General features: G+C 50.4%; 7 protein-coding genes. 6 read left to right on the forward strand and 1 reads right to left on the reverse strand.

Going from position 1 to position 15,099, the window contains the following annotated elements; all coding sequences use genetic code 11:
• Positions 1 to 983 precede the first annotated feature (983 nt).
• The 6 genes from QUB04_RS15950 (at position 984) to QUB04_RS15975 (ending at position 14,523) form a co-directional block, all read left to right on the forward strand.
• Positions 984 to 2,222, forward strand: coding sequence for a response regulator (locus QUB04_RS15950; RefSeq protein WP_333285728.1), 1,239 nt, complete (start codon positions 984 to 986; stop codon positions 2,220 to 2,222).
• 701 nt (positions 2,223 to 2,923) lie between these two features.
• A complete protein-coding gene (locus tag QUB04_RS15955; RefSeq protein ID WP_039887356.1) occupies positions 2,924 to 3,457 on the forward strand; it encodes a chemotaxis protein CheW in 534 nt (177 codons plus the stop codon).
• A 147-nt stretch (positions 3,458 to 3,604) separates the two neighbouring features.
• Positions 3,605 to 6,697, forward strand: a complete 3,093-nt coding sequence (locus QUB04_RS15960) for a methyl-accepting chemotaxis protein (RefSeq protein ID WP_333285730.1) — start codon at positions 3,605 to 3,607, stop codon at positions 6,695 to 6,697.
• 57 nt (positions 6,698 to 6,754) lie between these two features.
• Positions 6,755 to 7,657, forward strand: coding sequence for an HNH endonuclease (locus QUB04_RS15965; RefSeq protein ID WP_333285732.1), 903 nt, complete (start codon positions 6,755 to 6,757; stop codon positions 7,655 to 7,657).
• 51 nt (positions 7,658 to 7,708) lie between these two features.
• Positions 7,709 to 13,030 (forward strand): response regulator, encoded by a 5,322-nt coding sequence (locus QUB04_RS15970; RefSeq protein ID WP_333285734.1) that lies wholly within the window; start codon positions 7,709 to 7,711, stop codon positions 13,028 to 13,030.
• Positions 13,031 to 13,332: 302 nt separating this feature from the next.
• Positions 13,333 to 14,523, forward strand: coding sequence for a Rid family detoxifying hydrolase (locus QUB04_RS15975; RefSeq protein ID WP_333285736.1), 1,191 nt, complete (start codon positions 13,333 to 13,335; stop codon positions 14,521 to 14,523).
• Positions 14,524 to 14,584: 61 nt separating this feature from the next.
• Here the strand turns inward: QUB04_RS15975 and QUB04_RS15980 are convergent, their stop codons facing one another.
• Positions 14,585 to 14,962 carry a hypothetical protein gene (locus tag QUB04_RS15980; RefSeq protein ID WP_333285739.1) on the reverse strand — a complete coding sequence of 126 codons (378 nt, stop codon included), beginning with the start codon at positions 14,960 to 14,962 and terminating at the stop codon, positions 14,585 to 14,587.
• Between the last annotated feature and the right edge of the window lie 137 nt (positions 14,963 to 15,099).

The following is a 15,099-nucleotide window of genomic DNA, read 5'->3' on the forward strand; positions in this document are numbered from 1 at the left end:
GTGAATTATCTCAGTATCTACCAATTGTCGGACTTATTACAGAAATGTCTAAGAATCTCTTGTCCTGGGGATTGCTCTGGCGAATTGCTCTGTGCCAATTATACCACTCTGGTTTTAGCAACACAATCTAAAAGTCCCTACCGACTGATCCCCAAATCTAAATCCCCATGTCGTTAGCCATGAGCTTGCCTCTGGCGTTTCGATCCAAAAGTTTGTATTGATTTTACAACGCTTTAGTTATGGGTCGATCGTGAGAAAAGCCCTTACTGCCCCCAAGCCGGCGCCGGGGTTCGGCCGACTAGGGATTTGAACCGCGCTGCCTTAGAATAGGGTAATGACGCGAGCCTATGACGGAGCCGCGGGCGAGCAAAAAGGTCGATCGGCACTGAGGGTTTTCCTGACAACTGCCAACCAAGGTTCATTTTGACTGCACCTGATTTTAGGGCTGTGGCAAACCCAAAAAAAACCTCGATCGCAACTCATCCAACCCAACAGACTAGCCTCAAGTTCCCATAGGGGCTCGATCGGCACTTGCTGCTGGTAGCAGCGGTAAAACCAGAGAATCCTTGGTATTTTGAAGTTGACCTACGCCAAGATGTGTTGGATAAACTGACGGCATACTCAGCCAAAAACTTCAAAACTTTGGCATCGAAGGCTTGAATCCGTCGGGAATGCCAGCGTTGCACACTCGAAGAACCCGTGCCAGCGTGCGATGTGGATTCTACGAGTTTAGGCAATAGGCAACAGTGGGAATAGAAGGTGAAACTCTACACTTAGAGAATGCCGCGAGTTTCGCGGTTTCAGCTTGTGGACTGGTAGCGCGGCCGAGGATCGGCAGCAAGTATCGCCCTTTCGTCAATTCCCAATTGTGAGATCAGCATCAGCGCGTAAATTATTGACGGAAACTAAAGTCAATCTTTTCGCCCGCACACAGTCTTTCCGAGCTCAGACGCCAACGGTTTTAAGGAGGATACTTTAGCTGCATGCAGGGAAATTTGAGTGAAATAGACATCCGCAGCATCCTGCAATTGATTGAGTTAGGTCAGCGAACCGGAGAACTGTTCGTAGAGGCCTACACCTCCACCGGCAGCAGCACGGGTACTCAACCTACCCCCCGCTCCCTTGCAGGACAATCCTGGTATGTCTTCTGCTTCAACGGTCAGATTATTTACGCTACCCAGAGTGCGGGCAGTTTGTTTCGGTTGCGCGACTACCTGCGCCGCTACAAAGCAGATACCGCCCTCGACAAAATCCAAGTTCCCTATATGGCATCTACCAATGCCCCAGAATACGGCTATCTATGGGCCCTGCTAGAAAACCACATCCTCACCCCAGCTCAAGGGCGCAACATCATCCACAGCATGATCCACGAAACCCTCTTTGACTTGCTCAGTCTCCACCAGGGTTCCTTCACTTTTGAAATGGGCCCAGCTTTGGCTCCTCAACTGACCAGCTTAGAAATTAGCTCGCTGCTGGCCAAGATTGTCAAACAGGTGCAGCAGTGGAAGCAGTTTCACCCTCACATTCAGTCGCCCAACCAATGCCCGGTGATTTCAGACCCCTCCGAACTGCGAGTCGCGCTGCCTGTCAATACCTTTAATACTCTCAGACGCTGGGCCGACGGGCACACTTCGATCCGCCAAATGGCGCGCTACCTCAACCGAGACGTGCTGACTGTCGCTAAGGCGATTTACCCCTTTGTGCAGCAGGGATTGGTGCAAGTATTTTACGAACCCTCTGTTGCCCCCACCAACAACAAAAAAGAATGGTCGTCCCCAGAAACCAAGGTTCCCAGAGTTGTCTGTATTGACGACGACAATACTATTCGCAAAACAGTCGAGTCAATTTTAAATGAACACGGTTACGAAGCTACTACGATCGGCAATCCCCTCCAAGCCCTGAGTTTGGTGTTTCCACTCAAACCCGATTTAATTCTGTGTGACATCGCCATGCCGGAACTCGACGGCTACGAAATTTGCGCTATGCTGCGTAGTTCTAGCGCTTTCCGGCAGACGCCGATCGTTATGCTGACGGGCATCGACGGATTTATCGATCGCGTTAAAGCCCGCATGGCCGGAGCTACAGACTTTTACACGAAACCTTTTGGTGAAAGCGAGTTATTGATGCTGGTAGAAAAATATGTGGGCCCGGGCTACCCTCGGGTCAATCTTTCGGAAAGATTATTAGAGCCCTCGCTAGAAGACCAATTAGAAGAAAAATAACTTTCGCACCGATGCCATGATGGGAGCTTTTTTGTACCTGCGGTTAGAGCGAGTCTCGGCCGCCACAAAGAGAAAGCTCGCGGGCACTCTTGGCGATCGCACCATAAACTAGAATGTATAAATCCGCGCGCTGGCATAAGGGCGTCGGTAAAACTCTGTTCAATTTCTAGACCCAACTGGGTCTAACACGCTCAAAGTGCAAATATAATATACTTGTTCTCCACTTGCAGCCGCTCCGAAAAACTGATGTACAGAGCTACTTATGGCTAGGTATTTCTGTACAAAGTCAGAGATTCCAATTCTCAGTCTTAAGTGACTCCGTTCATGATTGTCGCGACACCAGCCATGTCAACAACTCCTCGCTAATGCCCGTATCGGTTTAGCATTCATCGCAGAAATTACCCAGAGTTTTACCAATTGAGACGGCGGTGGGAATACAAAGTGAAGCTTTAGGGGTTTCAAATTAATTGTTCGTAGTCGATTTGAGCTAACTTGTAAGCCTTGGTCGCGCGAATTTATTGATGGCAGTCAATTATTGACGGACAAAATTTATTGCCAAGGGCCTGCGGCAGTCGCGCCATTCACCCCTTGGCTGTGTCAAGCTTGGCTGTGTCAAGTTTCGACCATCGAAGTTTCGATCGGGTTATTCTTGGCGGGAAACCTCAACAATTTTTGCTAGAAATGCAGGTGTCAGAATTATGATTAGCGGTAGCCCAGACTTTATATTACCAGGACTAGGCGTAGATCCGGCTCCGGAATTCCAAGAACTAGAAACTCCCGAAGGCGAGCTGCACCTGCGGTTCTACGTTCCTTCGGGGAACGAGTTCGCACTGCCGGCGACAGGGATTAGAGAGGTCCTATCCCCGTCCCCAGACCGCATGACACCGATCCCCAACGTTTCCTCTTTGCTTTTAGGTACGCTAAATATGAGAGGACGAGTGATTTGGGTGGCAGACCTCGGCCAATTTCTGGGAGACCAAACACCTCTGAACACAGATAGACCCGAAATCCCAATCGTGGCTGTGGAAGACCAAGACACGATTTTGGGGCTGGCAGTCGATCGAATTGTGGGGATGGACTGGCTCGACGTAGAGCAACTGCACTCTCAGAACAATGCACCAGACGGCATGATTCCATTTCTGAGGGGAGAATGGATGTTAGGTGCACCAGCTCAGAAAGTGCTCCGACTGCTAGATCAAGTGAAAATTCTGCGCTCGGCGCGGTGGGCAGCGTGAAATCGATTTTAGATTTGCGATTTGCGATTTTCGATAGGGGTCTAACCATCAACAGTCACACGACTTGAGGCGCGCATCTAAACATTCAATTCAAGATAAAAATCAAAAATCTCAAATCTAAAATCTAAAATCCAAAGAGGGCGGCAAATGGCAACAAGTACCAACTTTCAGCAGGACTACCAACGGGCAGAAGCGGCCTACATGGATGGCAATTATTCCGAAGCCGCAGCCCTAGTTTATCAATTAGTAGAAGATTTTCCCGAAGACCCCAGCGCTCGCCTGCTGTGCGGACACATTTACTGCTACGGACTGCAACAGTATGAGGTGGCGCGGGAACAGTACACGGTTGTGCTAGGCCTGAGTGACGACCCGAGTTTGGTGGAACACGCTCACAACGGAATTACCTACACAGACCAATTTTTATCTGGAGAACTGCAAACGGAAAATTTCGAGGCTTTGTCTGCTGAAACGGAATTAGAATTCTACCCAGACTTATCTCTCGATGAAGGGTTAGAAGACCCGGATTTGGGACTTTTCCAAGGAAATTCACCATCGCTTTCCTATAGAAGTCAATCCCCAGACGACATGGAAAACGAGGACTTGGCAGACTTGGGCATGAGTGGCTTGGGGTGGGAACCAGAAGAGGACGATGGCGCAGGCTCAGTCCCAGATTTAGCCTCACATTCTAACCCGTTTGGTGGCGACAGCGGCGGAATGGCAGCTTATGCTGAGAACTCCGACTCGCTAGACATAGACGAGTTTGCCGACTCGGACTTTGGAGATCCCTTTGCCTTAGATGATGGAGGGTTTGATGCTGCTGACGTGTCTAGCAGCAAACTGTCGGGGAAAAGCGCATCTTACTCAGGAGATTCGTTTTCAGAAGCTCCGACTCAGATGCTCAACGGTCAAAGTTTTGCCTCTTCAGAAGTCGGGAATTCCTTCGACTCGAACCAACTAGACTCCCCCATCGGGCCCTCGGACAATTTTGGCGAACCTTTTGCTGCGCTCGATTTGCCAGACGAATTCGACGATAACTCGGACTACGACTACCAATCCCCGCCCCAGAGTGGCCAAAATTACGGTCATAACGCACCCTATGCCGAAGAGGAAGACCCCTTTGCCGAGGCAATGCCCTCGTCGGGTTTCGGGTCTTCTCGACCTCAAAACAAACAGCCGAATAACGGGTCGGACTACTCGTCAAACTATTCGCTGGCGGAAGACGAAACGCTGTTGATGGGAGGTGCTGTCCCCAACTCTCAAAGTCAAAGGTCGAGCCGGGGACAATTTAATTCAGTCGATCCCGCCTCCGCCAACAGCAACGGTTACAGGGACTCGGAACCCCCGGCGTTTGGCTCTAGAGACAACTTCGAGTTAGATGCTTTTGAAGACGACGCTTTTAGCGATTCTTTCTCTTTCGACGAAAACGAACAAGCGACAGCTTTCGGGGCGTCCGACAAGAACCACAGCGCCTGGTCGTCAAAAGCTGGGAACGCTCAAGAACACAGCGACTTTTTAGACGAATTTGACGAGTTTGACGATTTAGGCAATTTGCCGGACTTTGATATCTCAGAAGATGCCAGCAGTTCGATATTGACTAGAGGTAACACCAATTTCGGCAACTCGACCAGCGGCATGATGGGAACGACAGGCAGCAGCCTGGACTTTGACAACAGCGATGGCTCAGCAATTCGGGATGACGAAATATTTAGCATAAGCGGCCCGGCTGATACGTCTGTATCGACTTTTTCTCCCACAGAAACAGAAGCGGTCGATACTTCGGTAACAGTAGAACAGGGGGGACTGGCTTTCTTGGAAAATGCCCCTTTGTTTACAAAACAGTTGTACACGGCAATCGGGGCGGGACTGGTTTCTCTGGTAGCTGTGGCTTTTGTCACCAACATTGCCTCCTATCAAGCTCTGCGGCAAGACAAACCGGAGGCGATCGTTTACCTGCGCCAAACAGGCTGGGTAATGACCGCAGCAGCAGGCTTTACGAGCTTTTTAACTTCTTGGGGCATCGGCCAGTTGATCGCCAAGCAGGTACGCAAGTCGTCGGATAATTTGCAAGCTCAGTTCGATGCCGTATCTCAAGGAACTTTGGATGCTCGCGCTACGGTTTACTCGGAAGATGAATTTGGTAAAATGGCTGCTAAATTCAACCACATGGCGAAGGTCATCCAAACCACGATTAGCGATACCAGGCGCAAGTCTGACGAGCAGGAACAGGCAAAAGAAGACTTGCAGCGCCAAGTGATTCGCTTGCTAGACGACGTGGAAGGAGCGGCCCGGGGTGACTTGACGGTGACTGCGGAAGTGACCGCAGACGTTTTGGGTGCTGTTGCTGACTCGTTTAACTTGACAATTCAAAATCTGCGCGAAATTGTCCATCAGGTGAAGCAGGCGGCTCGGGAGGTCAGCAAAGGCGCTACGGATAGTGCTAAGTTTGCGGGCGATTTGTCTTCCGACGCGCTGCGGCAAGCTGAGGAACTGGCGGCAACGCTGAATTCCGTGCAAGTCCTCACCGACGCGATTCAGCGGGTCGCAGAGAGCGCTAGAGAGGCCGAAGAAGTGGCCCGGGGCGCGGCGGCAACGGCTCTGAAAGGGGGCGAGGCTGTGGAGCGGACGGTGGCCGGGATTTTGGAAATTCGAGAAACAGTAGCAGAAACCACGAGAAAAGTCAAGAGGTTGGCGGAAGCTTCTCAAGAAATTTCTAAGATTGTGGCTTTAATTGCGACGATCGCCTCCCGGACGAATTTGTTGGCACTCAACGCCAGTATTGAGGCGGCGAGAGCTGGGGAAGCGGGCAGGGGTTTTGCGATCGTGGCAGACGAGGTGCGACAATTGGCAGACCGATCGGCCAAGTCTTTGAAAGAAATCGAACAGATCGTGATGCAAATTCAAAGCGAAACCGGCGCGGTAATGACGGCGATGGAAGAAGGGACGCAGCAGGTTATTGAGGGGACAAAATTGGCAGAACAGGCGAAGCGATCGCTTGAAGATATCATTCAAGTAACTAACCGAATTGACGTGTTAGTGCGATCGATTACTGCCGACACTGTAGAGCAAAACGAAACAGCTCGCGCGGTCGCCAGTGTGATGCAGGCTGTCGAGCTGACCGCTCAGGAAACGTCCCAAGAAGCGCAGCGAGTTTCGGGTGCTTTGCAAAATTTGGTGGGCGTTGCTCGCGACCTTTTGACATCGGTGGAAAGATTCCGAGTAGAAACAGCAGAAAGGCAGTAATCAATTGTCTAATGCTTTTTTTGCTGGCTGATTTACAAGCACGTTAGTGTGGCAACAATGGCAGACAAAAAGCAACCTCGCAGTCTTGAAACCGCTGCGGGGATGCCAATCCAACACCTAAACAAAGTAGGAGTTGCACAGATGGACGATAACATAGTAGAGGTAATACCGGGCATCTTTGGTGAAGTTCAGCCGACGGGCTGTATTATCTCTACCCTAACCAAATCTAGCAGTGGCTATGCCAATAAAAGACTTCGCATTAACGGTGAATGGAAAACGTTTACTGTCCACCGTTTAGTATTAGAAAATATCTTAGGTCGTCCGATTAGACCAGAATACTTTGCTTGCCACACTTGTGATGTCCGCAACTGCATTAATCCAAACCATTTATGGGAAGGTTCTAGACTGGAAAATTCTCAAGATAGGTTTAAGAAAGGACGAATTAAAGATGTAGGAAGTACATCTGCGCCGAAACCTCAAAAACAAGTGCGAGGCATAGAAGTAATTCCAGGCATTCGCGCTGAAATACAGCCGAACGGCTGCATGATTTGTACCTTGGCTAAAAGAAGTGATGGTTACGCCATTAAAGGTACTAAAATTAAGGGCAAAACTCAAAGCTTCTACGCTCACAGACTGGTACTGGAACACAGACTGGGAAGACCTGTTAAACCCGGTTATTTTGCGTGTCACAGTTGCGACGATCGCGGTTGTATCAATCCCGACCATTTGTGGGAAGGAACCCCCGCCGATAACTCCCGCGATGCTATAGAAAAAAACCGCTTTCCTTTCGTTCCAGGCAAGATAGGTCCTAACCGCAAACTCAAACCCGAACAAGTGCAGCAGATTCGCTATCTTTTAAGTGAGGGCATATCGAAAGCAAAAATAGCCAGGAGATTTGCCATATCTCGCAGTCAGATTATTCTCTTGGCAAGGGGCGAGATATACAAAGACCTTCTCTAGAACTACTAACATAGACCCAATACAATAACGATTAAAATCAGGAATAAAACTATGCTACCGGAGCAACAACAGAGGATAATGGGCTACTTTATTGAGGAGGCAAAAGACCACCTCAATACGATCGAACAAGGCTTGCTGAATTTGCAAACCACGATCGAAGACCCAGAACTGGTCAACGAAGTATTTAGGGCCGCTCACTCTGTCAAAGGAGGAGCAGCAATGCTGGGGCTGACCAGCATTCAGCAAACAGCTCACAGACTAGAAGATAGTTTTAAAGTTTTAAAAGAGTGCAGCGTTAAAGTAGACCAACAGCTAGAGTCCCTTTTTCTGCGAATTTTTGACACATTGCAAGGGCTGTTAGAGCAACTGTCGGGGCCTTTTGGACTGACAGAAGAATTGGGAGAACAGATGGTTCGAGAATTAGAACCAGTATTTGAAGAGCTCAACGGGCATTTGGGGGGACTCGTTGGACACGGAGAATACCATGCAGACGAGAGCAGCGCTCTGGCCGTACCCGAACCAGTTATGGCGGGGGTGGGAGTCGGGGCGTTTGCCTCATCAAGGAGTTTTCCAGATTCGCGGTCAGTTTACGCACCTGATGTCAGAGCAACAGAAGACAGCGCGCTGCTGCTAGTATTTGAGTCGGACGTGCCGGCGAGGATGCGGGAACTGCTGCAAGAGTTCAAACAGCCCGAAGGGCCAGAAAGCAGGCGGCAACTCAAGAACATTTGTCGGAACTTGCTCAGGGCAGGGGAAGAATTTGAACTGCCCTACTGGATAGCATTGATCCAAGCTGTATCCAAGGCGATCGCCAACCCAGAAAATACCTACCGCACCTTAGCGCCAACGGTGATCAAAGACATCAAACAAGCGCAAGAACTGGTAATTTCTGGTCTAGAATCGTCGATCGCACCAAGCGCAAAACTTCTGTCGCTGCAGCCGGCTGTTCTGGTTCCAGAAACGGATTTTGAAGATTTGCTGGCCTTTGCTCAACCGAGTAAATCCGGGAAAAATGTGGTTTCTGTTGAGGATGAGGCCTGGGATATGGTGGGTTCGGGCGATTCCCCGGATGGATTGAACAAGTTGCTGCCGACTATTTCTGGGCTGAGTATAGACGAGCTGTTCGACCAACTCGACAGCGGCGACAGCAACGATGACAATGGCATTCGATCGTCCCATTTCGACGAAGATTCCGTCTTCGCAGAATCGGATATGGAGACGGGTGCTTTTAGAGGCTCGACCCGCACCGGCCCGGAAGTGGGCGCGGCAGAACTCAACACTTTAGCGGACTTGTTTGACGGCGAGTCCCCGGATCTCGACGGCGCTTGGGAAGAAGAAGAAGACCTCGACTATGCACAGTCTTCTGGGATATCGGCGGCCCGAATGCTGGGGTTAGACGAGGACAATTCCGGCGATTTTACTGATTTGTTGTTTGACGAATACGATGCGGCAAGTTCCGAAACGAACACGAAGCCTCCGATTGACGATTTGACGAGTTTGTTTGGGGAGGATTTGCTGTTTGGAGAGGAGGCAGAGGGCTCGGCAGTAGCTGCCGATCAGAAAAATGGTTCCAGCCAGCGGTTAACTCGCAAACAGCTTAAAACGGGTAACGGTAAGGGCCGTTTGGAGCTGCGAGACGACACGGTGGCCCCAGCCAGGGGACAAGCTGAGGAAGATGCTCTCGGTACGCTTTTGGACGAAGTGGCTGCCCAAACTTCTGCAGGTGGTACGGAGGACAATGCTGATTTCGAGAACTTGTTCGGCGATTTAGGCTTATCTGAGACAACAGGTGGGCCGGCAGTCTCTTCGGAGTATTCCCTGAAGTCTGAGGCTTTAGACGGACAATCGAAGAAGCCTGCAGGGGGGGGCAAGGATTCAGGGGATGCCGAAGCCCTTGCTCTGCCTGCAATGGATGATTTCGAGTTGCTCTCTGAGCTTGGCGAGGATTCGGATTTGAGCGAGCTGTTGGGGATTACTTCTAATTTCCTTTCTTCAGAAGACGAAGCTGGGGAGAACGGGGGCGATCGAGATCGAGCTGCAGGCATCCCACAAAATGAGGAAATGGGCAACGTTCTTAACATGACATCAAATTCTGATTTAGATATCTCTGCGGATGGAAACTGGCTAGAAGAGGCTTTCGGCATGGAAGACGAGTCTGTGCAATCGCTCAACCTGGATCTGGACGATACGGATTTAGATGCGCTGTTTGGGGATATGACCTCGGGCGCGATTTCTGAGGATGAAGAGACTGTGCGGGATGGGCAAGGAATGGCTACTTCCCGAGAAGCGGCCGATTTGGCTGAGCTTTTCGGTTCTGTACCTACGGGTACTGAGTATGACGGAGAAGCTTCGGGGCAAGGCCGTGGGCGTTGGCTCAATGATGGGAATTCACAATTGCTGAGTGCCGATGTGGGAGTTGATGAGGGCGACTTGGGGAGTTTGTTCGACAACAATAACAATGGTGCGGCTGTTTCCGACCAAGGCTGGGCAAATTCGGCAGAGGTTGAACTTGGGGCTTTATCAGAAGATCGTCCTGAGTCGGAAATTTCAAATGTCGAATCTGATGAGGGCGCAGCTTTCGATTTCTTGGAGGATATGTTTGGGGAAGGCATGGTGCACCCAGGCGATGCTGGAACGGCGCCAGATGACGGCGCGGCTGTGGATGTGAAGGAGTTGTCTGCCGAACCTGCCGAGGGTTTGTTCGACGAGGATGGTGCGGAACTTGCTGCTCTCTCTGCCGAAACAGATGGCGCCGGGGAATCTGAGGGCGAAGATGATTTGTTTGATGCCCTGGAAACGGATTTTTTGAGTGCGGATTTAGAGCCGCTGCCTGCAGAATCTCTCGATGGTATGTTGGAGGGCGATGCTGACTTGCTCTCGGCGATGGAAACCGGGGCTACTCTCAACAACGCAGAGTTGGAGGGTTTTGATGATTTGTTGGATTCGATCGATGCTGAGGTTCTGGTGACTTCGGAACTGACGACCGGCTTTTGGGACGCTGAGGACGACTCGGCCGAGGCAGATTCCTCGGAGTTGGAAGAGGGCTCGCTGGCAGACTTTTTTGCCGATGGCGAATCAGGCGATGAAGATGATGCCGAAGGCAATTTTGACGATTTAGAAGCACTGTTAATTGCAGGGGGTGCAGGAGCTGTCATAGCAGCTTCTGGAAGCACAAATCAGAGTCCGGTAAATACAGAAGTTTTCTCGGATCTCGAAGAGCTCCTCAGCGAGAGCGCAACTATGCCGGAAATTCACGCGCTACCGACGACAACTGCTAGTAAAGCTCCGCGCCCTGCTGCCGATGAGAGCGACGACGAATTTGGCGATTTGGAAAAACTGCTGGAAGATCCCAAGGACGGCGGCCGCCAAGGGGAAGGCAATATGGGGCAGTCAGCGATCAACAGACCCAGGCGCAATATGCGCGGGTACGGGCTCGGCGACCAGACGATGCGGGTGCCGGTCAAGCAACTCGACAACCTCAGCAATTTGATGGGGGAACTGGTTGTGAACCGCAACAGTTTGGAGCAAGACCAAGAACGGATGCGGCAGTTTTTGGACAATTTGCTGCACCAGGTGGCGCTGCTGAGCGATGTGAGCCAGCGGACTCAGGATTTCTACGAGCGGAGTCTTTTGGAGATTGCTTTGCTGGCAAACCGCCAGGGACACCGATCAGCCTGGCGCTCTGAGGATTCGGCCCACACCCGGGAAAGTGCCTGGAGACCAGAGGAAATGGACAGGTTTACTCCTTTCCACAGTTTGGCTCAAGAGATTATTGAGCTGATCGTGCGGGTGCGGGAGTCGGCGGCGGACATTGAGTTTTTGGTGGATGAGGCGGATCAGGTGACTCGCCAACTGCGACAAGTCACTACTCAACTGCAAGAAGGTTTGACTCGCGCCCGGATGAAGCAGTTTGCGGAGACGACGGACAGGCTGTTCCGGGCGGTGCGGGAAATTGCGATTAAGTGCGGGAAGCAGGCTCAGTTGCAGGTTGAGGGTAAGGAGATTTTGATCGACAAGATGATTGTGGATCAGCTTTATGACCCGATGACTCATTTGGTGAACAATGCGATTACTCACGGGATCGAAGCGCCGGAGGTGCGTCTGGCGGCTGGGAAGCCTGCAGTCGGCAGGATTACGATTCGTGCTTTCCACCAAGGGAACCAAACCGTGGTTTCGGTTTCAGACGACGGGGCCGGAATTGACCCGCAAAAGGTGAAGGCGAAGGCGATTAAGCAGGGTATGCTGACGGCGGCTCAGGCTCAGAGGATGTCTCGCTCGGAAGTTTACGATTTGCTGTTTATGCCCGGTTTCAGCACTCAGGAACAGGCGACGGAGTACGCCGGCCGGGGGGTCGGTATGAATGTGGTGCAGACTTCCTTGCAGGAAATTCGGGGCACTGTGTCGATCGATTCGACGATCGGCAAGGGGACTGTGTTTACCATCCGTTTGCCTCTGGTGTTGAGTATTTCTAAGGCTCTGACTTGCATTAGCGATCGCGCTCGCATTGCTTTCCCGATGGATGGGGTCGAAGATATGATCGATGTGCCTCGCGATCAGGTGACGACGGGGGCGGATGGTTTGCCTTGCATTGAGTGGCGGGGTCAAAGCTTGCCGTTCCGGCCGCTGCGGGATCTGCTGGCTTACAGTCGCCATTTGGGTCGGGGCAGTGTTTACGGGTTTAATACTGACGATGACATGATTTCGGTGATCGTGCTGCGCTCTGCTGGCAATTTCTTGGCGGTGCAGGTGGATCAGGTTTCGACGGAACAGGAAATTGTGATCAAGCCGTTGGAAGGGCCGGTGCCGAAGCCGATCGGGATTGCTGGGGCTACCGTGCTCGGAGACGGTCGGATCGTGGCGATTGCGGACGTTCTGGAGCTGATCGATTTGGCTACGGGAAGGCTGCGGAAGGACACTGGCGGAACGCTTTGGGATGAGGGCGATCGGGCTGCTGCGGAGGCGGAAATCGAGAAGACTGAGCCGACTGTGCTGATTGTGGATGATTCGATTACCGTGCGATCGCTCTTGTCGATTACTTTCGAGAAGTCTGGCTATCGTGTTGAAGAAGCTCGCGACGGTAAGGAAGCTTGGGAAAAGATGAAATCTGGTCTGCCTTGCGATATCGTTTTCTGCGATATTGAGATGCCGAGAATGGACGGTTTGGAACTACTTTCTCGGATGCAGAAGGATGCTGTTTTGTGTGAATTGCCGATCGCGATGCTAACTTCTCGCGGTGCTGACAGACACCGCCAAATGGCTTACAGTTTGGGCGCGAAAGGCTATTTCACTAAGCCTTATTTGGAGGAGCAATTGCTTGATGCTGCTTCTCGGATGTTGAAAGGTGAGGTTGTTGGTGCTCCGGTTGGTGTGTAATAGGTAAATCTGCGTTTATCTGCGGTTAAAAAATGGGAATTTGTTAACCGCAGATGAAATTGGATTGATTAAACCGCAGAGGACACAGAGAACGCAGAGAAAGAGAACAGAGAGAGCGATGATTCCGAGGAAGGAGGAATTTGATATAATTTATCTGCGTTTATCTGTGTTTATCTGCGGTTGAAAAAGGGAGTTGATTGACCGCAGATGAAAATGGATTGATGCGGATTTAGATCGCGCTTTCGGTTTTGGTGGTAGGCTGGGAATGTGGGGTGTAGCGGAAGGGCGATCGAGGTTAATGTATGAAAGCTGAAGAACTTTTAGAAAAATATGCAGCAGGACAACGCGACTTTAAGGGCGCACAGTTAAGTGGGATAGACCTCAAAGGTGCAGACTTGAGTGAAATAAACCTACAAAATGCAAATTTGTCTGGATCTGAGTTGAGTGAGGCAATCTTTACTAAGGCAAACCTGGGTTCAGCAAACTTCAGTAGGGCTTACCTCAGCGGTGCTGATTTGAGTAGGGCTTACCTCACCAATGCCAATTTGAGTAATACTAAGCTGGACAATGCAAATCTGAGTGATGCCCAATTAAACTCTGTATCGTTAACTAAAGCCTCCTTGAAGGAAGCAGACTTAAGTAGAGCCAATCTGAGCGATTCAAATTTGACCAAGGCAAACTTGACAGGATCACAATTGAGTCAAGTAAAGTTAGAACGTTCGAGCCTCCAAGATGCCAACTTTCATAGAGCCAAACTCCGAGGCGTTAATCTGTCTGCATTTAACTTATCAGGCGTTAATCTGGCTGAGGCTGATCTTACGGCAGCCGACTTCACAGGGACAAACTTAAAAAAAGCCTGTCTGGCAGGGACAAATCTCGAAAGAGCGAGTCTTCAAAAAGCAAATTTAATGATGGCAAGTTTGGAAGGAGCCAACTGTCTGAAAGCAGACTTGAGTGATGCTCAAACCTATGGTTGGGACATCAAAAATGCCGACTTCACTGGTGCGATAATGCCCGATGGAGAAATCTACCAGCCAGAAACCTCCGATCAAAAAATCTCCCGCCAAGAAACCTCTCAACAAGAATCCCAAAAAGTAACATCTATGTCGCGCAAAATTATTCGTACTGACAAAGCACCCGCACCCGTGGGCCCATACAATCAAGCGATCGCCGCAACGGGCACTATGCTGTTTGTAGCTGGTCAAATTGCGATCGATATTAGACTAAACGATATTGTCTACACCGACGATGTGGCAAAACAAACCGAACAAGTTATGGCAAATATCGAAGCGATTCTCACAGAAGCCGGCGCTACTTGGTTGGATGTGGTAAAAACTACGGTTTTCCTTAAAGATATGAATGATTTTGCCGCTGTGAATGCGGTTTATGCGAAATATTTTGATGCGGAAACTGCACCGGCGCGCGCTTGTGTGGAGGTTTCGCGTTTGCCGAAAGATGTGTTAGTTGAAATTGACTGTATTGCTGTGATTTGATTTCATCTTCTTTTAGATGCCAGACTTTTTCAAGAAGTCGGGCATCTGGAATTCTGTTTTTTTAATGTTTTTGCAGTTGGGAAACTTGAATTTTCGGCAATTCTTTCCATTCGGGATCAATGGGGGAGTAGCAACAGTAGCACACCGCTAAACAGTCATATTCAGCATTCGGAATTTCAGGCCTGTACTCCTCTACGCGCGAAACCTCCCAATCTCCCCAGCGAACGTGAGTGCTCGCCGCAGGGGATTTAGGATCTGCACTCTCCTTAAATTGGGCAAAGTTTCGCAGGCGATCGCCCGTTTTAGGCAGAGGTTTGTTTGAGTAGTCGTAGTGTTCTGCTAGGATACTCGTGAGAGCACCTGTATGGGAAAGCAATCTATCCTCCCATCCAGGGGAAGAAAGCGATTCTGTTTTGAAAATGATCAACCGTTTTGGCATTGATTTATTCCTTTCTCTCGTGTTCGGGTTCGTATGGACTCGGTGGAAACTCTGTCAACCCTTCAAAGACACAATCAACCTTAAGTATCGAACCGTTTGTTTTTTCCCATCGGATTAATTCCCATCCCTGACGCTTA

Source organism: Microcoleus sp. D2_18a_B4, from assembly GCF_036702475.1.
GTDB lineage: Bacteria > Cyanobacteriota > Cyanobacteriia > Cyanobacteriales > Microcoleaceae > Microcoleus.